Annotated in this window: 26 protein-coding genes and 1 pseudogene; 14 read left to right on the forward strand and 13 right to left on the reverse strand. The window is 71.9% G+C overall.

Annotated features, from left to right (window positions below; all coding sequences use genetic code 11):
* Window positions 1-80: 80 nt before the first annotated feature.
* On the forward strand, window positions 81-446 hold the full coding sequence (locus ACTMTB_RS27230) for an STAS domain-containing protein (protein ID WP_441149044.1): 366 nt from the start codon (window positions 81-83) through the stop codon (window positions 444-446).
* Here ACTMTB_RS27230 and ACTMTB_RS27235 read toward each other — a convergent pair.
* The 3 genes from ACTMTB_RS27235 to ACTMTB_RS27245 form a co-directional block, all read right to left on the reverse strand.
* On the reverse strand, window positions 400-1,155 hold the full coding sequence (locus ACTMTB_RS27235) for a GAF and ANTAR domain-containing protein (protein WP_441149045.1): 756 nt from the start codon (window positions 1,153-1,155) through the stop codon (window positions 400-402). The two genes, ACTMTB_RS27230 and ACTMTB_RS27235, sit on opposite strands and share 47 nt — an antisense overlap.
* Window positions 1,156-1,300: 145 nt before the next feature.
* Entirely contained in the window at window positions 1,301-2,497 is a 1,197-nt protein-coding gene (locus tag ACTMTB_RS27240; protein WP_441149046.1) for a PP2C family protein-serine/threonine phosphatase, read from the reverse strand.
* Between the two features lie 69 nt (window positions 2,498-2,566).
* A complete protein-coding gene (locus ACTMTB_RS27245; RefSeq protein ID WP_441149047.1) occupies window positions 2,567-2,995 on the reverse strand; it encodes an ATP-binding protein in 429 nt (142 codons plus the stop codon).
* Between the two features lie 171 nt (window positions 2,996-3,166).
* Between ACTMTB_RS27245 and ACTMTB_RS27250 the strand changes: the two genes are divergently transcribed.
* Together ACTMTB_RS27250 and ACTMTB_RS27255 are read left to right on the forward strand one after the other, a co-directional pair.
* Window positions 3,167-3,835 carry a DUF1707 SHOCT-like domain-containing protein gene (locus ACTMTB_RS27250; RefSeq protein WP_441149048.1) on the forward strand — a complete coding sequence of 223 codons (669 nt, stop codon included), beginning with the start codon at window positions 3,167-3,169 and terminating at the stop codon, window positions 3,833-3,835.
* 148 nt (window positions 3,836-3,983) lie between these two features.
* Entirely contained in the window at window positions 3,984-4,202 is a 219-nt protein-coding gene (locus tag ACTMTB_RS27255) for a hypothetical protein (protein WP_088964186.1), read from the forward strand.
* A gap of 148 nt (window positions 4,203-4,350) precedes the next feature.
* Here ACTMTB_RS27255 and ACTMTB_RS27260 read toward each other — a convergent pair whose 3' ends face one another.
* The gene (locus tag ACTMTB_RS27260) at window positions 4,351-4,665 is read right to left on the reverse strand and encodes a hypothetical protein (RefSeq protein WP_441149049.1); all 315 of its coding nucleotides are present in this window, start codon (window positions 4,663-4,665) and stop codon (window positions 4,351-4,353) included.
* A gap of 174 nt (window positions 4,666-4,839) precedes the next feature.
* Here ACTMTB_RS27260 and ACTMTB_RS27265 point away from each other — a divergent pair, with 174 nt between their 5' ends.
* Window positions 4,840-5,163: a nuclear transport factor 2 family protein gene (locus ACTMTB_RS27265; RefSeq protein WP_441149050.1), complete on the forward strand. Its 324-nt coding sequence runs from the start codon at window positions 4,840-4,842 to the stop codon at window positions 5,161-5,163.
* A 64-nt stretch (window positions 5,164-5,227) separates the two neighbouring features.
* Here the strand turns inward: ACTMTB_RS27265 and ACTMTB_RS27270 are convergent, their stop codons facing one another.
* From ACTMTB_RS27270 to ACTMTB_RS27280, 3 genes are all read right to left on the reverse strand, one after another.
* Window positions 5,228-6,409, reverse strand: a complete 1,182-nt coding sequence (locus tag ACTMTB_RS27270) for a low temperature requirement protein A (RefSeq protein WP_441149051.1) — start codon at window positions 6,407-6,409, stop codon at window positions 5,228-5,230.
* 184 nt (window positions 6,410-6,593) lie between these two features.
* Window positions 6,594-7,148: a DUF5994 family protein gene (locus ACTMTB_RS27275; RefSeq protein WP_441149052.1), complete on the reverse strand. Its 555-nt coding sequence runs from the start codon at window positions 7,146-7,148 to the stop codon at window positions 6,594-6,596.
* 3 nt (window positions 7,149-7,151) lie between these two features.
* On the reverse strand, window positions 7,152-7,532 hold the full coding sequence (locus ACTMTB_RS27280; protein ID WP_441149053.1) for a LapA family protein: 381 nt from the start codon (window positions 7,530-7,532) through the stop codon (window positions 7,152-7,154).
* A gap of 578 nt (window positions 7,533-8,110) precedes the next feature.
* On the opposite strand from ACTMTB_RS27280, the gene ACTMTB_RS27285 reads away from it, so the two are divergent.
* From ACTMTB_RS27285 to ACTMTB_RS27305, 5 genes are all read left to right on the forward strand, one after another.
* Window positions 8,111-8,284 carry a hypothetical protein gene (locus ACTMTB_RS27285; RefSeq protein WP_441149054.1) on the forward strand — a complete coding sequence of 58 codons (174 nt, stop codon included), beginning with the start codon at window positions 8,111-8,113 and terminating at the stop codon, window positions 8,282-8,284.
* Entirely contained in the window at window positions 8,281-9,312 is a 1,032-nt protein-coding gene (locus ACTMTB_RS27290) for a glycosyltransferase family 4 protein (protein ID WP_441149055.1), read from the forward strand. Before ACTMTB_RS27285 ends, ACTMTB_RS27290 begins: the two co-directional genes overlap by 4 nt.
* A 112-nt stretch (window positions 9,313-9,424) precedes the next feature.
* Window positions 9,425-10,561, forward strand: a complete 1,137-nt coding sequence (locus tag ACTMTB_RS27295) for a glycosyltransferase (RefSeq protein ID WP_441149056.1) — start codon at window positions 9,425-9,427, stop codon at window positions 10,559-10,561.
* Window positions 10,558-11,610 carry a glycosyltransferase gene (locus tag ACTMTB_RS27300; protein ID WP_441149057.1) on the forward strand — a complete coding sequence of 351 codons (1,053 nt, stop codon included), beginning with the start codon at window positions 10,558-10,560 and terminating at the stop codon, window positions 11,608-11,610. The genes ACTMTB_RS27295 and ACTMTB_RS27300 overlap by 4 nt, the downstream gene beginning before the upstream one ends.
* Entirely contained in the window at window positions 11,607-13,097 is a 1,491-nt protein-coding gene (locus ACTMTB_RS27305) for a glycoside hydrolase family 130 protein (protein WP_441149058.1), read from the forward strand. Before ACTMTB_RS27300 ends, ACTMTB_RS27305 begins: the two co-directional genes overlap by 4 nt.
* Window positions 13,098-13,130: 33 nt before the next feature.
* Here ACTMTB_RS27305 and ACTMTB_RS27310 read toward each other — a convergent pair whose 3' ends face one another.
* Window positions 13,131-13,943, reverse strand: a complete 813-nt coding sequence (locus ACTMTB_RS27310; protein ID WP_441149059.1) for a SigB/SigF/SigG family RNA polymerase sigma factor — start codon at window positions 13,941-13,943, stop codon at window positions 13,131-13,133.
* A gap of 336 nt (window positions 13,944-14,279) precedes the next feature.
* Between ACTMTB_RS27310 and ACTMTB_RS27315 the strand changes: the two genes are divergently transcribed.
* Window positions 14,280-14,444 (forward strand): hypothetical protein, encoded by a 165-nt coding sequence (locus ACTMTB_RS27315; protein ID WP_441149060.1) that lies wholly within the window; start codon window positions 14,280-14,282, stop codon window positions 14,442-14,444.
* Window positions 14,445-14,475: 31 nt separating this feature from the next.
* A complete protein-coding gene (locus tag ACTMTB_RS27320; protein WP_441149134.1) occupies window positions 14,476-15,522 on the forward strand; it encodes a fatty acid desaturase family protein in 1,047 nt (348 codons plus the stop codon).
* 119 nt (window positions 15,523-15,641) lie between these two features.
* Here the strand turns inward: ACTMTB_RS27320 and ACTMTB_RS27325 are convergent, their stop codons facing one another.
* From ACTMTB_RS27325 to ACTMTB_RS27335, 3 genes are all read right to left on the reverse strand, one after another.
* Window positions 15,642-15,839 (reverse strand): hypothetical protein, encoded by a 198-nt coding sequence (locus ACTMTB_RS27325; RefSeq protein WP_441149061.1) that lies wholly within the window; start codon window positions 15,837-15,839, stop codon window positions 15,642-15,644.
* Window positions 15,840-15,953: 114 nt separating this feature from the next.
* Entirely contained in the window at window positions 15,954-16,328 is a 375-nt protein-coding gene (locus ACTMTB_RS27330; protein ID WP_441149135.1) for a hypothetical protein, read from the reverse strand.
* Window positions 16,329-16,848: 520 nt separating this feature from the next.
* Window positions 16,849-17,475 carry a hypothetical protein gene (locus tag ACTMTB_RS27335; protein WP_441149062.1) on the reverse strand — a complete coding sequence of 209 codons (627 nt, stop codon included), beginning with the start codon at window positions 17,473-17,475 and terminating at the stop codon, window positions 16,849-16,851.
* A gap of 791 nt (window positions 17,476-18,266) precedes the next feature.
* Between ACTMTB_RS27335 and ACTMTB_RS27340 the strand changes: the two genes are divergently transcribed.
* Window positions 18,267-19,016, forward strand: coding sequence for a GAF and ANTAR domain-containing protein (locus ACTMTB_RS27340; RefSeq protein WP_441149063.1), 750 nt, complete (start codon window positions 18,267-18,269; stop codon window positions 19,014-19,016).
* A gap of 150 nt (window positions 19,017-19,166) precedes the next feature.
* On the opposite strand, the pseudogene ACTMTB_RS27345 reads toward ACTMTB_RS27340, so the two are convergent.
* Both ACTMTB_RS27345 and ACTMTB_RS27350 read right to left on the reverse strand, forming a co-directional pair.
* Window positions 19,167-19,484, reverse strand: a pseudogene (locus ACTMTB_RS27345) (STAS domain-containing protein); the annotation flags it as partial.
* Window positions 19,485-20,023: 539 nt separating this feature from the next.
* A complete protein-coding gene (locus tag ACTMTB_RS27350; RefSeq protein WP_441149064.1) occupies window positions 20,024-20,182 on the reverse strand; it encodes a hypothetical protein in 159 nt (52 codons plus the stop codon).
* Window positions 20,183-20,713: 531 nt separating this feature from the next.
* Here ACTMTB_RS27350 and ACTMTB_RS27355 point away from each other — a divergent pair.
* Window positions 20,714-21,523: a hypothetical protein gene (locus tag ACTMTB_RS27355; protein ID WP_441149065.1), complete on the forward strand. Its 810-nt coding sequence runs from the start codon at window positions 20,714-20,716 to the stop codon at window positions 21,521-21,523.
* 266 nt (window positions 21,524-21,789) lie between these two features.
* On the forward strand, window positions 21,790-22,782 hold the full coding sequence (locus ACTMTB_RS27360) for a hypothetical protein (RefSeq protein WP_441149066.1): 993 nt from the start codon (window positions 21,790-21,792) through the stop codon (window positions 22,780-22,782).
* Window positions 22,783-23,022 lie beyond the last annotated feature (240 nt).

Consider the following 23,022-nt stretch of genomic DNA (forward strand, 5'->3'; position numbering starts at 1 on the left):
CGGCTGCGGCTAGGCTGGCTGCGCTGGTCTCTGCCTTCTGCTACGAGGGAACGAGCCCGGTGGGCGTAGGGAGCAGTGCAGTGCACACCGAGCCTGGGCAACTCTTGTCGATATCGGCGGCCGACCTCCGGATCACCCTCACCAACATCGGCGGCCACCTCCTGCGGGTGAGCGTCGCCGGCGAGGTGGATTTCGCCACCTCCGGCGAGCTGCGCGCGGCGCTGGACGCCGTGCTGGCCGACCTCACCGGCACCCCCGTCGAGGTGGACCTCGCCGAGGTGCCCTTCCTGGACTCCTCCGGCGTCCACGTCCTGCTGGACGCGTACGCCCGGGCCGCCGACCGGGACTGCCCGCTGGTGGTGGCGAACGCGCGGCCCGTGGTCCGTCGGGTCCTGGAGATCACCGGGGTGCTCGCCCTGCTCGGGCTCGCTCCGGCTGGCCGGTGACGCTCAGCTCGCCGGTCTCCACCAGCTCGCGGGCCACGTCGACCAGCTTGACGTTGATCCGTTGGCTCGCCATCACCAGCAGCTCGAAGGCCTGGGCGCCGGTGAGCCGGTGCCGTTCCATCAGGATGCCCTTGGCCTGGCCGATCAGGTCCCGTACGTCCAGCGCCCGGCTGAGCTGGTCGAGCCGCCGCGCGTCGGCGACCGCCACGGCGGCGTGCGAGGCGAAGAGCAGCCCGACCCGTTCCGACTCGCCGGTGAAGGCGTGCGGCTCCCGGGCGTAGAGGTTGAGCGCGCCCAGATTGTCCCGGGCGACGTAGAGCTGGAATGACAGCATGCTGCCGACGCCCAGCTCCCGCGCCCGGGCGATGAACCTGGGCCAGCGCTCCTCGGTGTCCACGTCGGGCAGCCGGACGGTCCGCTCGGTGTACGCCGAGGTGAGGCAGGGGCCCTCGCCGGTCTCGTACTGCGCCCGGTCGACCCGCAGCACCACCTCACCGGTGCCGGCGGGGGTGCTCACCCGGCGCCGCCCCTCGATCTCGGTGATCCCGGCGTGCCAGGCGCCGGGCACGGTGTCCACGGCCGCGTGCACGATGGCCCGCAGGGTGTCCTCCACCGTCCGCTCGCCCTGGAACTCCCGGGCGAGCATGGCGAGTCGGGCGGCGAGCGCGTGACCGCTGGTCGCCCCGTCCCGGCCGGCGGAAGGGGACACAGCAGGTCGGGAATGTGGTCGATCGTTGGCCGGCACGGTGCCTCCTCCCCACCGCATGCGGGGTTCCGGCACGCCACCGACCCCGACGCGGTCCTTGACGATTCCGCCGATACCCCGGCGCGTCGCGCGTCAATCCGGTGCGTGATCAGGTCAACGGCTGCCCGGCGGGGCCGTGCCAGCGGACCAGCAGCACGGTCGCGTCGTCGACGAGCTGGTCGTCCTGGTAGGCGAGGATCGCGTGCACCATGCGGCGGGCGGTCTCCGGCAGCGGCAGGTCGTCGGCGAGCGCCCGGACGGCGCAGTCGACCAGCCGGTCGACGCCGAAGGCCTCCCCGTCGGCCGAGCGCGCCTCGGTGATCCCGTCGGTGTGGAAGAGCACGTCGTCGCCGGGCTCCAGGGCCTCCTCGACCACCACCGGCGCCCGGTGCTCGCCGAGGGTGACCGGCAGCGCGGTCGGGGTGGGCAGCACGATCGCCACCCGTCCGCGGCGCAGCACCAGGCCGCTCGGGTGCCCGGCGGAGATCACCCGCAGCCGGCCATTGCGTTGGTCGAGTTCGGCCAGTACGCCGGTGATCAGGCCCCGCCGGTCGTGGTCGCGGACCACGGTGTCGATGTGGTGGTAGGTGGCGATCAGGTCGTGACCGGACCGCCGGGCGTTGCGGTACGCGGCCAGCGCCAGGCTGGCCAGCATCACCGCCCGCATCCCGCCGTGTGAGCCGTGCCCCACCGCGTCGAAGAGCGCCAGGTGGGCGATGTCGCCGTTGACCGCGTAGTCGAAGGCGTCCCCGCCCACGTCGTAGCTGGGCTCCAGGATGCCGCTGATGGTCATGCTGCCCGTGGAGAAGGTCAGCGGCGGCAGTTGGGCGCGGAGCATCTCGGCCGCCATCCGCATCGGCGCGCGGCGGCGCACCAGCTCCACGGTGTCGCTGTAGCTGGACCGGGTGACCACCAGCTCCGCCAGCAGCGCGCAGGCCGCCTCGAACCCGGAGACCCGGTCGGCGGGGATCAGCTCGGCGGAGCGCACCTCGACCACGCCCAGCCGTTCCAGCCCGTCCAGCAGCGGCACCCACAGCCGCGCCGGCCCGGGCCCGCCGTCGGCGGCGTACGGGCGCATCATCGCGTACGCCCGCCCGGCCAGGGTGCCGTCGACGGCCAGCGAGCCCCGGTCGGCGCCCCCGTCGTCCATCGGCAGCAGCTCCCGCTGCTCGTGGTCGACCAGGTGGATGCGCATCGAGGTGGCGCCGAGTTCGGTGGCCATCCGTCGGGCCAGCGCCGGCAGGTCCTCCGGGCGCGCGTGGTGGGAGTGACGCAGCAGTCCGTGCAGCGCTGTCCGCTCGCTCACCGTCGCCTCCGTTTTGCCGCCCGCCTGCCGGTACGTACCCCGCCGGCCGCCGCTCGGAACGCCGGCCGGTCAGCTCCGGGGGAAGGCGGCCCAGATGTTCTTGGTGCCGTCGGTGGCGTACCAGCCGACGTCCAGCGAGACGGCCTCGGCGATCTGGAGCCCGCGCCCGCCGGCCCCCATCGGACGGGTGTCGACCAGCTCCGGGATGGTGCTCAGGTCGTGGTCGGCGACCTCCAGGATGAACCGGTCCTCGGCGATCAGCAGGCGCACGATGGTGGGCGGGATGCCGTGCCGCAGGGCGTTTGTGGCCAGCTCCGTGGCGACCAGGACCATCAACTCGGGCACCTCGTCCAACTCCTCCCCGGCGAGCAGTTCCTCGCCGGTCAGCGCCTGGTGCAGCGACGCCCGCAGGCCGCGCAGGTGGGCGGGACTGGACAGCTGCCACCGCCGCAGCTCGGTAGCCTGCGGCGACGGCGGGGAGGTGCGCAGCTGTGCCATGGTCCCGGTTTACCCTCCGTAGCCGCGTCCTAAGCGGTTCCCCCCGGTGTCGTGACCCGGACAATGCCCCGCCGCAGGCCGCCGTCCCGGCCTGCGTGGACCCGCCGCGGGCCCCCGTCGGGCGGGTGGCGCGGGCCCGGCCGGGTGCGTGGTTGTTCTACCCTCCTCTATGTGAGCGAGCTCATTCCGGAACCGGTGCACCCGGGACAGATCCGTACCTCCGACGCCGACCGGGAGCGGGTCGCGGCCGTGCTGCGGGAGGCGGCCGCCGAGGGCCGGCTCGACCTGGGCGAGCTGGACGAGCGGCTGGGCCGGGTCTACGCCGCCCGCACCTACGCCGAACTCGAACCCCTGACCCACGACCTCCCCGCCGTGGGGTCGTCGCTGTTCCCGCCCCCGCCGCCGGCGTACGTCGTCGGGGCGCCGGTGTCGCGCAGCGGCTACGCCCTGGCCGGCAAGTTCGAACGGTCCGGCCCGTGGAGCGTCGGCCCCGAGTTCACCTGCCTGGCATTCTGGGGTGGCGGGCTGGTCGACCTGCGCGACGCGATCTTCACCGTGGGTGCGGTGCGGATCAAGGCCTACGCACTGATGGGGGGCCTGGAGATCTGGGTGCCCGAGCAGGCCACCGTGCACGTGACCGGGGTCGGGGTGATGGGTGGCTTCGACCACCGGGCCACCGGACCGGGCGCGCCGGGTGCGCCGACGGTCACCGTCGGCGGGTTCGCCCTCTGGGGCGGGGTGGCGATCAAGCGCAAGCCCTCCGAGCGGGAGCTGCGGATGCGCAAGCAGGAGAAGAAGCGCAGGAAGCTGGAGAACTCCTCGCCCGACTCCGACGACTGACGACCGGCCGGTCCGGTCGCCCGACTACGACGGTGGGACCGAAAGCGGTCCGTTTCGCCGAGGTCCGGCCGCCCAAACAGCCGATCGAGCTGCGGTAGTGGGCCACCGGGCAGTGCCGATCGGACGCCGGTTGAGATACCGTCGCGAGGTGATCGTCGAGGAGCATTGGTGGAACGGGGACGCGACGGCACGCGGCCGTCGCGACGTGTACATCCGCAGCGACGGGCTGCGCTGGGAGGTACAGGCACAGATCGGCGGCGCCTACGGCCGATCGAAGGTGCAGGAGTGTCCGAGTCGTACCTCGGCGAGCATTCTCGCCGGGGCGTGGCGCGGGGGTAATCCCGCGTGGCGCGAGCTGCCCCGCTGAGCGCGGGCGCGTTCGCGCGAAACTGACGCCGACCCCCGCCGGCGTGGTGGTCCGCGCCGCCGGGGTTCCGCCGTCCGCGTCAGGTCACCCACCCACAAATGTTGATCACGGTACGTCCGGCGGTCGTGGTGGCCCGGGGCCGGTGCGTTCAGCTGCCCGCAGCAATGCCGGCCTGCCGGTTCCCCTCCGCCATGTCGAGGCCGGACGCCTGGAGCGTTTCGCTCACCACGATGCCCAACTGCGACACGGCGATCGTGCCCGAGAAGCCCAGGCCCTCCGTGTACGCCCGGCGTGCCTCGCCCGCAGCCTGCACCGCGCGGGCCCGGGCGATGTCGGGGACGCGGCCGGCGAGGAAGTCCCGGTGCAGCAGCCGCAGCGCCTGCCCGAAGTGCTCGACCGAGCGGGGCAGGTCGGGCGGGACCGGCTCACCGGCGTCGAGCAGGGACACGCTTCGTCGCACCATGCCGCGGGCGCCTTCAGCGGTGCGATGATCCTCGGGGTTGGCCGTGACGTTGCGTGACGTAGGTGGGTCGCTCGGCCAGTGATCCCCGCGCCGTCGTCGCGCACCTACCCGGCGCATTTCGAAGGCGATCTCATCCCGACCGTCTGACCGACGCACGTCCACCGGAGGGCTCCGATGACCGACCCACCCGAGATCATCCGTCGCTACTTCGCGTTGGCCGGCCAGCCGGACCGGGACGCCTACTTCGCGCTCTTCGCCGACGACGCGGTCGTCGAGGACGAGGGCAGGGAGCACCGGGGGATCGAGGCGATCCGCGCCTGGCGCCGGGACACGCCCCTGGTGTCGTACGAGATCACCGACGTCGAGGACAGCTCGGCGGGGACGGTGGTGACCGCCACCATCAGCGGGGACTTTCCCGGCAGCCCCGTCGCCGGCCTGCGCTTCCGCTTCGCGGAGTATGACGACCGGCAGATCCGCCGGCTGCGCATCGCGCCCTGAGCAGGAGGCGAGCCCGACGGGTGACCGGCTGGGCCGCACCCGCGATGGCGCCTCCGGTCACCGGTCACAGGGCGGGCGCCGGTGGCTCGGGTGGGCTTCCGTAGGCGCGGATGCCGTCCGAGACGGCGATCCCGGCCAGGACGAGGGTGGCGGTGAGGCCGGCCACCAGTGCGGGCGCGAGCATCAGGGCGGGGCTCGCGACGGCCAGTACGAGCAGCGCGACCAGCCGGGACGGTGACACGCGGCTGAACACCTCGTACTCGAATCGGGCGCGTCCGGCCAGGAACAACGCGGGTCCGCCGAGAATGACGCCGGCCAGCCAGGGCGTGGTCTGCTCGGTGGGATGGGCGATGACGATCTCGAAACCGGCGGCGGTGGCGACCACGCCGGCCACCATGAGCAGGTGGGTGTTGGGCGCGGACCGCACGAATCTGCCCGGATCCTGGGAAGCCTCGATGGCGGCTTGCAGCAGGGCCCCGGCGCGGTGGACGTAGATCTGCCACAGCAGCACGGTGGCGGCGAACGCCACCAGCAGGGCCGCCGTGTGGCTGGCCGTCACGTGGTGGTCGGCGTAGGTGAGGGTGGTGACGAGGAGGAGATCACCGAGGGCGAGCGTGAAGAACTGCTGATAACGCTCCGCCAGGTGGTCGGCTGCCACCCGGTACTGCGCCGTCGGTACCCGACCGAGTCGTGGAGTCGGGTAACGGAGCCAGGCCGCCCCGTAGTCGATGGCGAGCGCGGCGGCCCACAGCAGGCCGCGCGCCGGGCCCGTCACGAGAGCGCCGGCGAGCCACGGTACGGCGGACACGACGAACCAGAAGATGAACCGGCCGGCGTGCAGTTGCGCCTTGCGGCCGTGCAGTGCGGAGGCGAGAAAGATGCCACGTCCCACGTGGATCGCCACGTACGCGCCCGCGAAGACCAGGGCGTGGTCGGAGAAGGCTCCGGGCAGCGAGCCAGCCATCAGGATGGTCCCGAGCATGACCCAGAGCGTCATGACGAAGATGGGCGGCCGCTGGGCGTGGTAGAGGTCGGTTGCCAACGCGGTGATGGACCAGACCCACCAGATCGCCATCAGCAGCACCACGGTCTGGAGGATCCCGACCCGGTCGAGACTCTCGGCCAGGGTTCGTGAGGTCAGGGCGAGCGCGGCGACGAAGACCAGATCGAGAAACAGCTCCAGCAGGGTCGCCCGCTGTGGCCCCTCACCCTCGCGGGTCAGTCCTACTGCTCGGTCGGTCGTCATCGGTCGCCCGTCCACTGACTCCGGGTCGCGAAGGCCTCGAGGAGCGGCCGGCGACAGGGAACCGGCCGAGTCGGATGCTTCGAGGATCGCCGTACCGAACATTAGTGGAGCAATGGGCGTACTGCGGGCAAAGGTGTGATCCGCCTGGCGATCGAACCCGCGTCTCCCTGGGGGCGGCGACTTCTCAGTCGCGCCCCGCGCGGATCCGGGGCTCCCGGTCGTTCCTGGTGACTCCGTCGCCACCACCCTCGTTGTCCCACACCGCGTACGCATCGGGGCGGGCCGTGGCCGCCGGTGGCACCCGGACGGCGGCCAGGATCTCGGGCGCGCGCCTCAGGTCGGCCGGGTCGGCGGCGGTGGCCATCGCCCGCTCGGCTGCCGCCGGTGGGGTGGCGGGCGGCACCACGAGCAGGTCGACCTGGATGTCCCGGCCGGTGGTGGCGACCAGCAGGGCGGGGTCGAGGGTGTCGAACCAGCCGAGCCGGACCGCGACCGGTCCGACGGTCAACCGGCGGGGCCGGCTGTCCCACGCGTGGAGGTTCAGCATGATGTGCCGGATCCGGCCATGACGTTCGGCCAGGGCGAGGACGAGGCCGGGGAGTTCGGCGGCCGGGTCCCAGGATCGCGGCCACCAGCCGCCGTCCAGTACCGCCCGTGCCCGGGTGGGGGCGAGGACGAGTCGAGGTGCGCTGGGCGTCGAAGCGGCGATCGGGTTGGCGTTTTCGCTGGTGACGGACATGGCTCAGCCCTCCCGGCGGGGCCGCGGGGCGACGCCGGTCGTCGACGGGGCGGTCGGACCGGGCGCGGGACGCCCCGCCGATCGGGTCGCGGAACGGCGGGCGCGCATCCTCAGCTGTGCGATCCGGGCGGTGCCGGGCAGGGCGACGAGCAGGACCCCGACGACCGCGGCCAGCAGCAGTGCCACACCGAGCGGCAGGGCGACGTGTGCGCCGAGGAGCGTCACCTCGGCCCGTTGTCCGTTCTGCAGTACGAAGATCAGGAGCAGCAGGAGCACGATCGCGAACACCACGGCGACGATCCACAGATCCCCGATCCGGGAGCGCTTCACCGCGGGGCGCAGGGGCGTCCGGCGAGTAGTGGCGGGGCCGTCGTGTCCGTTCATGAGGGGGAGTCGGACGTGGCTGTTTCGGGGTGCGGTCATCACGAACCGCCGCCTTCCGATGGGTGCCCGGCGTACCTGGCTGCCGGCGTGGGCAAGCGCGGGTGTCGGGCGAGGGCGGGTCTGCGACGGAGTGTCGCGGCCCGGCGTACCGGTGCGGGGGGAGGGGCCGTCCGCCGGCGGCGGACCGTCAGTCACCGGGGTTCCCGAGCGACACTGTCAGCGTACGCCTGAACCGCCGGCATCACCGCCAGGCGATTTCCGGGCAGCGCTGCCTCCGGTGATTGTGCCGATCCAGCCCGTGAGGCGTACGGTGGGTATGTCGCCCGGGGTCCCCGGTGGCCGCCAGGTGCCGTCGCCGCCAGCCCGCGAGGGGCCTTCAAAGATCGTCATCCCCCGTCCGGGCAGCGAGCTCGTCGTGCTGGCTGATCGCCGACCACGTCCCGACCGCACGATCCGCCGGTCACGCAAGGTTTCAGGTCCGCCCCGCGCCCCGACGGCCGGTGGCGGAGCCGACCGGCGCGAACACACCGCCGTCCAGGAGCTTGACCGCCCCGGACGGCTTCACAAGGGAGCACCCGATGAGGATCGCCAGGCACCGGATCGCCACCGTCCTTCGCGAACGAGGCCAGCACTTCAGGGCCGAGTGGGTCGAGCGCGAACTGCCGGAACGCGTGGACCCGGCCAAGCACGTCGGGCTGCTCGCCACCCTGCATCTCGATCCGGCTGAGCTCGCCGACGCGCCGTCCCCGTGAGGGTGGCGTTGCTCGGACCGGTCGCCTGGCGGACACCCCCGCACCATTACGGCCCCTGGGAGCAGGTGACCGGCCTGCTCGCCGAGGGGCTGGCCACCCGCGGCGTGGACGTGACACTCTTCGCGACGCTGGACTCGGTCACCTCCGCGCGGCTCGACGGGGTGTGCCCCCGGGGGTACGCCGACGACCCGGACCTGGACGGCCGGGTGTGGGAGGCGATGCACGTCTCGCACGCGTTGGCCCGCTCGGGGCAGTTCGACCTGGTGCACAACCACCTCGACTGGTTGCCGCTGGCCTTCGCCGAACAGTGCCGCGCTCCGCTGCTCACCACCGTGCACGGCTTCTCCGGCGCCGGGATCCTCCCGGCGTACGCCAGGGCCCGCTCGTCCTACGTGTCGATCTCCGACGCCGACCGGAGCGCCGAACTCGACTACGTCGCCACGGTGCACCACGGCGTCGACCTCGCCGCGCTGCCGTTCACCCGCGACGCCGGCCCCGGACTGGCCGCCTTCGGCCGGATCCATCCCGACAAGGGCACCCACACCGCCATCGAGATCGCCCGCCTCGCCGGTCGGCCCCTCACCATCTGCGGCATCGTGCAGGACGAGCGGTACTTCGCCGAGCAGGTGGCCCCGCACATCGACGGCGACCAGGTCGTCTTCCTCGGATCGGTGGGTCCCCGACGGCGCGCCGAGGTGCTGGGCGCCAGCACCGCCCTGCTGCACCCGATCACCTTCGACGAGCCGTTCGGACTGTCGGTGGTGGAGTCGATGGTCTGCGGCACACCTGTCGTCGCGTACGCGCGGGGGTCCATGCCGGAAGTCGTCGACGAAGGGGTGACGGGGTTCCTCGTACACACCGTCGAGCAGGCGGCCGACGCCGTCACCCGGGCCGTCGGCCTCGACCGGGCCGGCTGCCGGGCGCGGGCCCGGCAGCGCTTCAGCGCGGACCGGATGGTCACCGACTACCTGTCCGTCTACGACCAGCTGACCAACCACGCCCGGCCAGGATCCCCCGCCCGCAGCTGACCCAGCCCCTTTCGTTCCGCCGGCCACACACGCTGGCCGGCGTGCGCCGTCACCGCGTGAGGTCCGCCCCCGTGCTCCCGGCGGCGGCCGACAACCGGAAGGCCCGACACCCATGCTCAGCTACGGATTCCTCAGCACCCACCCACCGACGCGGTGCGGACTGGCCACCTTCAACTCCGCCCTCGCCGCCCAGCTGACCGCCGACGGCGCGCGCGGCGGCATCGTGCGGGTCACCGACCGCGGCGACGACCAGCGGCCCGGGCCCGGGGTGGTGCACACCTGGTCGACGCGCACCCCGGCCGGCTGGCGGGCCGCTGCGGCCGCCCTGAACACCTACGACGTGGCCGTCGTGCAGCACGAGTACGGCATCTACCCCGGCGCGGACGGCGAGGACGTCCTGCCGCTGCTGCGCCGGCTCACCGTGCCGAGCATCGTCGTCCTGCACACCGTGCTCCGCCAGCCCTCCGCCCGGCAGAAGTCCCTGCTGGAGCAGATCGTCACCGCTGCCGGGGCGGTCGTCACGATGACCGACACGGCCCGCGACCGGCTGCTCGTCGGCTACACCGTGCCCCCGGGCAAGGTCACCGTCATCCCGCACGGTGCCGCCGAGCACGTCGGCGCACCCGTCGCCCGTCGTACCCGGCCGCACCTGCTGACCTGGGGGCTGCTCGGTCCGGGCAAGGGCGTCGAGTGGTCGTTACGGGCCCTCGCGCGGTTGCAGGACCTCGACCCGACACCCACCTACACCGTCGCCGGCCGGACCCATCCCAAGGTGATCGAGCACCAGGGGGAGGCGTACCGGTCGGGACTGCACCGACTCGGCGCGGAGCTGGGCGTCGCGCACGCCGTGGACTACCAGGACGTCTATCACGACCAGGTCGCGCTCGGCCGGTTGGTCCGCTCCGCCGACGTGGTGGTGCTGCCCTACGACTCCCGGGAACAGGTCACCTCCGGCGTGCTCATCGAGGCGGTGGCCGCCGGAGTGCCCGTCGTCTCCACGGCGTTCCCGCACGCCGTCGAGCTGCTCACCGGCGGCCCCGGTCTGGTCGTACCCCATCAGGATCCGGCGGCGCTGGCCGCGGCGATCCGGCGGATCCTGGTCGAACCGGGCCTGGCCGCCCGGCTCGCCGGGCGCGTTCAGCCACTGGCCGCGCACCTGCGCTGGCCGGCCGTGGCGGCCCGCTACGGCACCCTGGCCGAGCGGCTCACCGCCGCGCGCCCGTCCGTGGTCAGCGCGGCGTCGGCGTGACCGCGACCACCGGCCGACCCACCACGTCGGCCGGCCGGCGCGCGTCGGCGGCCCCCGCGCCGAGCTTCGCGCACCTCATCCGGTTGAGCGACGACACCGGCCTGTTCGAGCACGCCCGGCACGCCATCGTCCGCCGGGAGCACGGCTACTGCACCGACGACGTCGCCCGCGGCCTGGTCGTGACCAGCCGACAGCCGGACCCGACCGAGGAGGTGCTCCGGCTCGCGGAGCGCTACCTCGCCTTCCTGACCCACGCGCAGGACGCCGGTGGCGCGTTCCACAACCGGCTCGGTCACGATCGGCGCTGGACCGACCAGCCCGGGCTCGGCGACTGGTGGGGCCGGGCGCTGTGGGGGCTGGGCACCGCCGCCGCCCGCAGTCCCGCCGCCTGGATCCGGGAGGAGGCGCTGGTCGCCTTCAGCAGGGGTGCCACGCGGCGTGCCCCGACTCCGCACGCGATGGCCTTCGCCGGGCTCGGCGCGGCCGAGGTGCTGCGCCGCCACCCCGCCCACGCCGCCGCGGCCGCGCTGCTGGCGGACGCGGCCAGCGCGGTCGGCGGACCCGGGCCAGACCCAGGGTGGCCCTGGCCGCGGCAACAGCTGACGTACGCCAACGCGGCCCTCGCCGAGGTGGTCATCGCCGCCAGCCAGCTACGCCACGGCGGCCCACCCCTCGACGATGGGCTGCGGATGCTGGCCTGGCTGCGCGACATCCAGGTCCTCGACGGGCGGCTGTCGGTCGTACCCGTCGGCGGGTGGCGGTGCGGCGCGGTGCGGCTCCGCCACGACCAGCAGCCGATCGAGGCCGCCGCCTTCGCCGACGCCTGCGCCACCGCCGCCACGGTCACCGGCGACCCCGGGTGGGAGACCGGGGTGCGGCAGGCGGTCGGGTGGTTCCTCGGCGACAACGACGTCGGCACGGCGATGTGGGACGCGGAGACCGGCGGCGGCTACGACGGGCTGACAGCGCACGGACCCAACCTCAACCAGGGTGCCGAATCCACCCTCGCGCTGATCTCCACCCTGCAGCACGCCGGGCGGTGGGCGTGACCGGGACCCTGGCCGTCCGGCACGGCGTGACCCTCACCCCGGATCCACGCCGGGTCATCGCCAAGCTCTTCGTCCCCGGCGAGGACGCCGCGGTGGTACGTACCCGCGCGGGAGCGCTCATCGACCGCGTCGCGCACCTCGACGACGAGGAGACCGGCAGGTTGCTGCGGGACACCTTCGACCGCTTCGGCACCCGGCACCGCGACCTGGCGGGCACGTTCCACCACCACTACGACCTCGTGCGGCACCGCATCGCCCGGGCCCGTGACCTGTCCCCGACCACCCGACTCCTGGTCGGTGCCTACTTCAGCCACGAGTACGCGGTCGAGTCCGCCGCGCTGTGCAACCCGTCGATGGTCGCCCACCCCGACCAGACCAACCTGGACGCCGGGCAGTTGCGCGTCGCGCTCAGCCTGCGCCAGATCGGCGAGGGCCACCTGTCGTCCATCGGGTTCGCCACGGCGATCGTCGGACCCGGGCGCCGGCTCACCGTCGCCGACCGGTCCGGCCCCCTGGTGGTCGGGCAGCGAACGGGCGTACGGCACCGTCGGGACCTGCTCGCTGCCGGCCTGGCCGAGGAAAACTGGGACAACGAGGTCACCGCCACCGTGCTGGACGCCCTGCCCGACCGGTACGACGAGGCTGCCTTCGAGCGGGTGCTCGGCAACCTGCCACCGGACCTGCTCTCGCGCAGCACCGGGCTGGACACCCTCGAACACCTGCGCCGCATCGACGCCGCGAACTACGCCACGACCTTCCCCGCCGACACCGCCCTGCACGAACGGGTGCTCTGGCCGGCCACTCCGGCGGAGAGCAACGGCATGGAGGACGCCCGGTTCGTCAGGTTCACCGACGAGTCCGGACCGGTGTACCGGGCCACCTACACCGCCTACGACGGACGGCGCATCGCCACCCGCGCGCTGGCCAGCACCGACCTGCGTCGCTTCGAGGTGACCCCGATGCGCGGGCCGGGCGCCCGCAACAAGGGCGTCGCGCTGTTCCCCCGTACCGTCGGCGGCCGTCACCTCGCGCTGTGCCGCGCCGACGGCGAGACCATCGGTCTGACCTGCCTGGACGGCGACAACCGGTGGCAGGAGCCGACGCCGCTGCACGCCCCCCGGGACAGCTGGGAACTGATCCAGGTCGGCAACTGCGGATCCCCCATCGAGACCGACGCCGGCTGGCTCGTGCTCACCCACGGGGTCGGCCCGATGCGCCGGTACGCCGTCGGGGCGCTCCTGCTCGACCTGCATCGACCGGAGCGGGTAATCGCGCAGCTTCCCGGCGCGCTCCTGTCACCCGACCCGGCTGACCGGGACGGCTACGTACCCAACGTCGTCTACTCCTGTGGCGGGCTGGTCCACGCCGGGGAGCTGTGGCTGCCGTACGGGGCCAGCGACGCCCGGGTCGGGTTCGCCACCGTACCGGTGGCCGCCCTCGTCGCGGCGATGGTGGAATCCCCACCGCGCGGCGGCCGGGACGGTTGAGCGCCGGGGCTGCGGTCCTGATGGACCGGCGGTTCAGGGGCGCTCGGCGGAGAGATGGCCGCGCAGGGTGGCCAGCGCTCGGGTGATGAGCCGGGAGACGTGCATCTGCGAGATGCCGATCTGCTCGGCGATCTGGCCCTGGGTGAGATTGCCGTGGAAGCGCATGTTCAGGATCCGGCGTTCGCGTTCCGGCAGGGTGGCGAGGGCCGGGCCGAGGGCGACGCGGAGTTCGACGAGGTCGAGGCCGTGGTCGTGGGCGCCGAGGGTGTCGCCGAGTTCCGTGCTGCCGTCGGCACCGGTCGGGGTGGACAGGGAGGTGGCGCGGTAGGCGCGGGCCCCTTCCAGTCCGTCCAGGACCGTCTCCTCGGGCAGGTCGAGGTAGGTCGCGATGTCGGCCACGGTCGGTGAGCGCCCCAGGGTGTGGCTGAGGGTGCTGTTGGCCTCGGTGATCGACAGACGAAGCTCCTGCAGGCGGCGGGGCACCCGCACGGCCCAGGTACGGTCGCGGAAGTACCGCTTGATCTCGCCGATGACGGTCGGGATGGCGTACCCGGTGAAGTCGACGCCCCGGGTGGGGTCGAAGTTGTCGACGGCCTTGATCAGCCCGACCGCCGCCGTCTGGGTCAGATCCTCGTCGTGTACGCCGCGTCCCGAGTAGCGGCGCGCCAGGTGGCGGGCGAGCGGCAACCACGCCTCGATGGCGCGTTCCCGCAGCGCCGGGCGACGGGGGTCGTCGGCCGGAGTCGTGGCCATCATCGCCAGGAGGGCATCCGCGCTGTCGGCGCTCTGCGCGCTGCTGCGCTGGCCGAAGCGGGTGCTGGTCGTCGGTTCGAAGGTGGTGACCATGGGTGTGGCCTTCCCGCACGGGCCCGCTGATCGAAACGACCGGAAGATCTCCGAACCGGCTGTCGCCGGAGCGCACGTACGGGCTGGTGCGCTGTCGCAAGGCCACGATCACGGGCCTCGCCACCGCGTCATGTCGTTCACTTGATACCGCGAACGCTACCCGAAAGGCGGATCAATTGCTATCCGAAAGTATGAGGTGCCGCAGCGTGGCGGCCGGTGACTCGGCGACGGCAGGAGGATCACCCAATCCGCCCCGACACGGCTCGGCGATGGCTGACACTGAAGGTGAAAGGGCACCGGGTCAGCCGGCAGCCGGCCGTCAGGGGGGAGTGCATCGTGACATCGGGATCGATGACCGAACGGATCAAGGGTCTGCTCAACAGCCCGAAGGGTCGTGACCTGATGCGGTTCGGCCGCACCCAGGCGGCCAAACCCAGCACCCAGCAGAAGCTTCGACAGCTCATGGAGCGGGTGACCGGAGGACCGGGTCGACGCCGCTGATCAACTGACGAACCCGACGGCTGGACATGCGATCGTGAGTGACACCAGCATTGGCGCCGACCGCCAGCGCGGCAGTGACTACGCCGACCTGTCCCGGCAGGTCCGGGCCGCGGGTCTACTCGAGCGACGGCGGGGGCACTACGCCGTGCGGATCGGCCTCGTCGTCGCGTCCTTCGTCGGACTGTGGAGCCTGTTCGCCCGGTTGGGTGAATCGTGGTGGCAGCTGGGCGTCGCCGCGGCCCTCGCGGTGGTCTTCGCGCAGGCCGGATTCATCGGCCACGACGCCGGGCACCGGCAGATAGCCCGTACGCGGCGCGGAAACGACCTGATCGGCATGGTGCACGGCAACCTGCTGACCGGGCTCAGCTACGGCTGGTGGGTGGACAAGCACAACCGGCACCACGCCCACCCGAACACCGAGGGCAAGGACCCCGACATCACGGTGGCGCCGCTGTCCTTCACCACCGGCCAGGCCCGGCGACGGCGCGGCCTCGGCGCGCTCGTCGTCCGCTTCCAGGCGTACCTGTTCTTCCCGCTGCTCCTGCTGGAAGGCCTGCACCTGCACGCCAACAGCGTGAAGGCTCTCCTCGGCCCACGCCCCATCGCGCGTCGGCCCGCCGAAGTCGGACTGCTCGCCCTGCACCTGGGTGGCTACCTCGCCGCCGTCCTGCTGGTGTTGAGCCCGGCGCAGGCCGTCGCGTTCATCGCGGTCAACCAGGGGGTGCTCGGCCTCTACCTCGGCTGCTCGTTCGCGCCCAACCACAAGGGCATGCCGATCCTCGCTGCCGAGGACAACGTCGACTATCTGCGGAGGCAGGTCCTCACCTCGCGCAACGTGCGCGGTGGGCGGTTCGTCGACGCCCTGCTCGGTGGGCTGAACTACCAGATCGAACACCATCTGTTCCCGAGCATGCCGTGCCCGAACCTGCGCCACGCCCGGCCATTGATCCGCCGGTTCTGCGCTGAGCACGACATCGACTACCACGAGACCACCCTCGGCCGCTCCTGGGCCGAGGCGCTGCGCCACCTGGACGACATCGGATCCGGCGAGCCGCGGACGGACGCCGCGCTGCGCTGAGGCCGGGTTCCCGCGTACCTCGTGGGTCTGGTCCGGTCCCGAAGGCGTCGCGGCCTGCTCACCGCTCCTCGACCTCGGCCCGCCCGTGGTCCCTGGGACGGGTGGCCGGCGGCGTCGGGTCAGTCGCGCTGCTCCGGGTCGTCACCCCTGGTCGCCGTCGGCCGCTTGGAGGGGCGGGTCGGGGTCACCGTGAAGGGATGGCGCAGCTGCCGCATCGCCTCCTCGCTGCCGTCGAAGGTCACGCCCGGGTCGTCGAGCTCGTCGCTGGTCGGCGTGGCGAGAAACAACGCGGAGCGATCATTGTCGTTCGATGTCATGCAACAGTCCCATTTCGGCAGGTGAGGAGCGCACTGGTTCGCGGACCAGTTCTCGCCGCGGCATTCGTGGTAACCGGCCGGCGCTCGCACTGGCGCTCGGTGGCGGTGTCTCGATCACGGGCGACCGCCCGGCGACACACCCCGAACCTTACCCGGCGTTGCCATCCGTCGTGCACCGCCGCCGCAGCGGGCCGCCTGCCGGCCGCGACGCGCGGTCCGACCCCTGCCCCCGGCGAAGCGGGTGAGGGCCGCCGTCAGGTCCTGCTCGGGCACCGTGTAGTCCAGCCTCGCCAACCAGCCGGCAAAGGCCGCCAGCAGGGCCACGGTGACGTCCTCACCCGGACAGCGGTGCCCGGTGCTCGGGTCGGCCCCGCCCTGCGGGATCAGCTCGTACGGGTCGGGAGCACGCCCGACGAATCGCTGTGGGTCGAAGCGGTACGGGTCCGGCCACAACGCCGCGTCGTGGTTCTGGCCGTAGATGTCGAGCAGGACGAGCGAGCCGGCGGGAACGTGCTGGCCCTGCCCGGTGGCCGAACAACGTCCCCTGTACCGGTTCCGGGATGGCCGTGTGCCGTCGCACGTGCCGTTCGTCGTAGCAGAACCGCACCGCGTCGGGCCCGCGCAGCGCGAGCGCGCGCTGGCCCATCACCCGGGTCTGCACGGCGGGTCCGCCCGCGCGGCGCCACAGCGCAGGTAACCAGGCGTAGCCGTCGAGCATCAACCCGAGGGTGTCGTCCAGATACGGTCCGCGCTGCTCCGTCATGAGTTGTGCAGTGCCCACTGCCCGGAGCGCAAAACGCTCGCTCAACCGGCTGCCAGGACACCGGAAGTACCGTCACCGCCTGCGTGAGCGACCGGCGCCGAGGGCTCGTACCGGGCCGCCGACGTGATGCCCGTCTGCCGAAACTGCGGTGCCGGCGCTGCTCGGTCACCTTCCAACGAATTCGTACGAGTCAGGAATGGTGCGCACCACGGGTGGGCGGTAGGCGTAGATGGCCCGCTGCCTCGCCTAGAAGGTCTCTCGCGGTAGCCAGCCGAGGAAGCGGTGTCGTAGCTGTTGTTTGTTGGCCCGAGGTAAATCGAACAGGGCTGCGCTGAAGCAGGAGCCCAGGTAGATGCCGAGCGCGGGCCGGGTTCCGCCGAATTCCGCGAGAAGTTGGCTCTGTTTCGTGGCGCAGGGCCATTCGTGAGCGCAGCCGCTGCAGGCCCAGGTGGGTGGCATGGGTAGGTGTGTCTCGGCCGGAGCGGTGGCCGGATGCGTCGGTCCGGGCAGAGGCGGCCTCCGGTGCAGATCGTCCGCAACAGGTAGGTGACAGGTCGCCGCGGCGAAGGTGGCTGCTGTGCGCACGAGGGCTTCCGGGCCGGGCTGCTGCGCGAGCAGGGCTGTGAGGGTGTGGTGCGCCAGAAGGTCCAGCCCCGCGCGGTCGATGTCCAGTGCTCTGCACAGCGACACGAGCACGAGGGGCCCTGGCCAGGTGTCCTCGGTCAGGACACAGGTGATCATGTCGTTGAGGAGCGCGCCGACGGCCTCGGCGTGTTCGGTGAGGGCCGGTGGGGCGTTTGGGTCCCGACTGATGGTGGAGGTGGTTTGGCTGACGGTGTTGCGAATGATCGAGGTGCCGCGGAAAACATTCACTGGGTTCCTCCTCGTCAGCAAAGTTCAGGAGTTTGCCGTAAAGGCAGTCGAGTGACCAAGCGTCAGGAGGCGATTGCGCAGCGTTTCAGGATGTGGTGGTGACCTGTCGTGATGGTAGAGAACCATTTCGATGCGCGGTGCGGATCGACGCAACTGCTGACTGAACAGTCAGTTGTGCGGCCGTCCTCCTGGCTCCGGTCCTGATAAGACCGGTCCCTGCGAAGGTGACGGCGTTGTTCGCCGGCGCGCGCCTGTCGCACGTCACCCGCCCGAGCCGCCATCCGCCGGACTGGCCCTCGGACCTCCCGCCCCGGAGATCCTCGCCTACTCGTTCGTATCTCGAATCCTGCGTGCTCCGCGGGAACGCTCTCCGCGGCAGGAGGAGTACATTGAGGGCCCTAGTAGTTCGCATCCGCGGTATCGGGTGCGGCGAACCGGCGTCGAGGAAGCGGCGTAGGTCCCGGCTCCGCCCTGGTGGGTCCGTGCAGTGGCCCGTCAGGTGTGGGCTGCCATCCGCGTTCTCCTCGGCTTCGGTTCCGGGCTGGGCGTGCCGGTCGTGAGGATCGGTGCCATGACTCGCCCCCTGCCGACGGACCCCGCTGACGCGTTCGCCGAACTCGGCCGTATCAAGCTCGGCGAGGTCGGTCTCGACGATGTCCTGCAGCGGGTTGCGGAACTCGCCAAGCGGGTGCTGCCCACACCGGTGGAGGTGTCGGTCACGCTGGTACGCGGTGGGACAGCGCACACGGCGGCGTTCACCGACGACCTGGCCCGCCGGACACCCTGGCCCGTTGCCACCCTTCCCGGCCACGCTGCTCGGGGAGATGAGCATGTCTTCGCCCCGGCCCGACCAGCCGTCTCACGACCTGACGGACGCGCTGCTCGTGCTCGCCGGCCTGCCCGACGACGCTCCCGCACTGCCGGAGCAGCTGCGCGCCATCGTCCGACTGGCCGCGGAGGTGGTGGGCCCGGTGGATTTCGCCTCGGTCACCGTACTCGCCGCCGACGGGCACCGGACCGACGCCGCCAGCGACGAGGCGGCCAAGGCCCTCGACCTGGCCCAGTACGCCGACAACGCCGGCCCCTGTCTGGTCGCCCTGCACACCGGCGAGACGGTCGGGGTGTCCGACGTCGCCGGCGCGGTGGTGTGGCCGGGCTTCCGGGACGTGGCCTGGCGGTACGGCGTCCGGGCCTCGCTGTCCTTCCCGGTCTTCGCCGGCAGCGGCAACCCGGTTGCCGCTTTGAACCTCTACTCCCGCGACGCCGCCGGCATGCGGCTGCTGATCCAACGCGTCGAGTCCTGCTACCACACCGGGCGGACCCAGGTGCTGCCCCGGCTGGACGCCGGCAGCGAGCAGCTGCTAACCGGGCTCGCCGGTGCGTTGCGCACCCGTGACCTCATCCAACGGGCGCTCGGGCTGCTGATGGACCGGGACCACATTCCGGCCGGACCGGCCTACCGGCGGCTGGTCGAGGCGACCGAACCGGGCCGGCCGCTGACCGGAACGGCCACCGCCCTCCTGCACCAGCACGCGAGGTGACGGACCGGTGGGGTCACCCACTATGCCGTGTCCGTCGGCCGTCGGGAGGCGCGGACACGGTGAGAGGTCACCGGTCCGATGGACCGCATCGCTGGTCAGGATCGAGGTAGCAGCGGTCTCGTCCAAGCTCATCGGGGTGCCGGTCAGCGCCAGCAGGTAGGTGATGCACGGGGCCGCGTCGCGCAGGGGCAGCTGGACGTGAGCGTGAGCGGCGGCGCGTTGCGTCTGCAGCAGGGCGCTGATGCCGTGGGCGCTGAAGAAGGTCACCCCGGCGAGGTCGAGTACGAGCCGTGCGGGACGCGCGTCGATCGCGTCTTCGCTCAGCTCGGTGATGAGGTGCGCCGTGCTCATGTCGACCTCGCCGCAGACGGCGATCACCGTCGCCGGTCCTTCGACGCCCAGGGACAAGGTCATGATCGGTACGGCGGGCTCGGTGTCGGGGCCAGTGGGCCGTTCGAGGGTGGACATGTCGCCTCCCGATGGAGCATCGGTCAGTCGGTCCTCCGCGCGCCCGTCGAGGCGCGCTGGCGGACCCTGGGCGCATGTCTTGACCCGCGGACCACCCTACCCGCGGGCCCGGCCCCTGATGGTGATGCGCGGGGAGTACCTCCTCGCCCGGTGACTGGTGGCGATCACCGTGGATGTCCTCGGCCCACGGCAGAAAACCGAAGTGGTGCTGTCTCAGCGGCCTCTTACGACGCCCGGCTGGACTCCCAGCCGGTGCTCGCACTCGTCGGTCAGCGCCCCGTACGTCCGCTGGGCCGAGTTGCTGGGCCTGCACGGCCTCCGGGTCACCACGCCGGCGGAGGTCGACCCATGGTCCCCGAGCTGGCCAAGTGCGTACGGACGAACCTGGACTGCGCCGATCTCTGCGCCACCACGGCACGCGTGCTGTCCCGGCACACCGGCTACGACGCGAACATCACCCGCGGCGTGCCTGGCCACCATCAGCTGACGCCGATGACGCCGGCACCGGCACCACGGCCGGCGCCGGCCTGCTCACGGTGTCATCGCTTGGCCTCGTGCTTGGCCATCTGGGGCTGCTCACCCTTGCCGACCCTGTGCAGCGCCTCGCGCAACTGCTCCTCGGTCATCTTGGAGTTGCCCTCGATGCCCGCGTTGTGCGCCTGCTGGCGAAGATCGTGCAGCCTTTCCCGGTTACCCATCTCGACCTCCCCGTCGTGCGGTGGCGCGGGCGGCTCCGCGCCACTGTCGCCCTTCGTCTTCCCGGAGCTTCGGAGGGCAAACGACCTCAGCCGGCGTCCGGATGAACCGGCGCCGGCGAGCACTCATGGAGCAGCCCACGATCCACCAACGGGTGGCGCCCGGTGGCTCGGCAACCGCTCTCGCACGATGCGGCGGGGTGTGGCCATGCCCCATTGGCGGAGGCCGCACAGGATTTGTCCGCGCCGTCGCGCGACCGACCGGCGCCTCGGCGCCTGGGCGGTGGCGTCGACTCCGCGGTGTGTCGGAGGGTGCCTGGACGGTCACTCCGGCACAATCGCAGGCGTTGGGGTGAACGAAGGCCGTTCCATCGGAGGTGCCTGTTGTCGCGGTGTCCAGGCCGGCTGGCTCGGTGGACGCTGCGCGGCGCTCTCCTGATCGGAGGCGTGGTCGGTCTTTGGGGTTTTCACGAGGCGGTTGCGGATGACGCTGCTCGGGCCGCCGGGGCCGGCGCGTCATGCATCGTCGGCGACTTGCTCAGCGCCGGCGGAACCCTCCTCGGCGGCTCCCTGGAGTGTGAGCGATTCTCGCCCACCGGCGCTGCGATGGAAAGCCCGTCAGACCGCGTCGGCGGGGAGATAACGCTCGCAAGCTGGGTGGCGGGCCTGGACGTACCGGTGCGAATGCCGACGGATGAGCGGTCGGCGAGTGTGCAGATTGCAGTAGGCCAGGTGGTGGACCGGACGGCAACCGCCGACGCCGAAACGGTCGTCGAGAAAGCCACCTCGGCGACGCGTCCAGTGGGCCTGGCGTCGCCTGTCGTGGAAGAGTTCGGCGGGACAGGCCTGCTGGAACCGGTCGGCACTGCCGTCCGGGCAGTGACCGAGCCGGTCGTTGACGTTCTACCGCCCGCTCTGGCGCCGGTGCTCGGCCTGATCCAGCCGATCATCGGCTTACCCGCCGCACCGCCGTCGACGGACGAGGCGCCACCGGTCGCGACGCCCACCACGATCGTCCGGCCCGTACCACCGATGGTTGCGGTCCAGCCGGCAGCCCCGGGGGCGGCGCGGACGTCCGTGACAGCATGCCTTGACCCGCGGTCGCCGAAGGCGGTCGGGACGAGTCACGTGCAGTGGGCAGGCGACCTGGTCCACACCCCCGGGTTGACTCAGGGCGCTCCCGCCAACGCCGCCGGCCACGGCTCCGCCTCCGGCGGGACAGGAATCCCGGCTGACGCTTCGCCGCGCTCCTGGGCCCCGGCCCTGCAACCTGTCGGCGGTTACGTCACCGGATGCGAGAAGCTCGCGAGCCGCTCCGGTCAACCGGCCACCAGGCCCGCCTGAGCAACCTCGGCACCCTCGCCCGAGGCGGGACAGCCGCGACCACCATTCGCCCACACAGGCACCGTCCTCGACGCTGCCACCTGGGTTCCGGTCCCGCCTGCACGGCCCTGCGCAACCGCTTCTGCCCGTACCACTCCTGGCTTCATCGGCACGGTTCGTGAAGAAGAAGCCGCCTCTGCTTCCGGGCGTCATGACGTCCCAGAACTCTGCACAGCCGGCGGCAACGCCATCGCTGAGCAGCCCGCACCTGCTACCCGGAGAACCGCGTGATCAACAACCTGCCCGTCTGCCGCGCCCATTGGCACGACATCCCCCACATCGTCGATCTTGTCGTCGGCCCCTTCGCCGACAGCACCATCGGCGCATGGCTCGTACCCGACGAACACCGTCGGCGGGACATCCTCAGCGCCGTCGTCCGAGTCTGGACCGAACACGCTCTGCTATTCGGCGAGGCCTATCTCCTGCAGGACAATTCCGCCGCCTCCGTGTGGCTGCACCGTTACGGTCCCCTCTCACCGCCAACCGCGTACGGCGAGCGGCTCGCCGTCGCCTGCGGCGAATACGTGGACCGCTTCCTGCACCTCGACGACGTTCTGCAGATGCACCGACCCCGCGGTCCGCACAACCACCTGGCGTTCTTCACCGTCGCGCCAAAGCCGTACCGGGTCAGGCGGGCCAGCACCCTGCTCGCCACCAGCAACGCTCGAATGGGCCAGGCGCTGCTGCCCACCTACACGGAGGTGACAACCCTCGCCGACCGAGACCTGTACGCACGGCACGGCTACGTCCCCCTCGAAGCCTTCACTCTCCCGGACGGCAGCACCACCTATCCCATGTGGCGCACCCCAAGGCAGCGTCGGCCCCGCGACCGTTCATTCACCCCACCCACCCGCCCAAACCAGCCCGCCCCCGCCCTGAAGAACCTGCCGATCCGGCTCGTCCTCGACACATCCGCCATCCTCGCGTTCACCGAGGGCTCGACCGCCGTGGGCGAAGCGATCGCCAAGGTCGCCGACGAGGGATGCGCCTTCGGGCTACCCGTGATGTGCCTGGCCGAGGCAGCCCGATCAGTCACCGACACCGACCGGCTGGACCTCCTGGTCAACCACCCGGCCGCGGCGGTGCTGACCGTCGACCCGCTCCAGTGGAAAACCCTCGCCGCCACCCACCGCGCGGTCGGCCGGCTCGACACCGCGGGCGCTCTACTCGCGGCAGCGGGCAACGACTGCAGGGTTCTGACCGATCAGCCCGGGCAGTAGGGAAACCGACCTAGGCAGGCAAACGATCAGCTCGGCTGCGCCATCATCCGCTGGCGCCGACTCCAACACTCAAAGAGTTAGGAGTTCTTACTAGCTCTCACCGGCCCGGATTCCAGTGCATCGTCCACCGGGTTCAGCCTGAGCGCTGCCGGGCGGTGGGCGGCTATGCGTCAGCCGTACTGTCGGACGCCTTTTGTGTGGCGGGGAGTAGCCGGCGCATCAGCAGCCACGGTGGTGCCG

Source organism: Micromonospora sp. L32, from assembly GCF_052068055.1.
In the GTDB taxonomy this organism is placed as follows: Bacteria; Actinomycetota; Actinomycetes; order Mycobacteriales; family Micromonosporaceae; genus Micromonospora; species Micromonospora purpureochromogenes.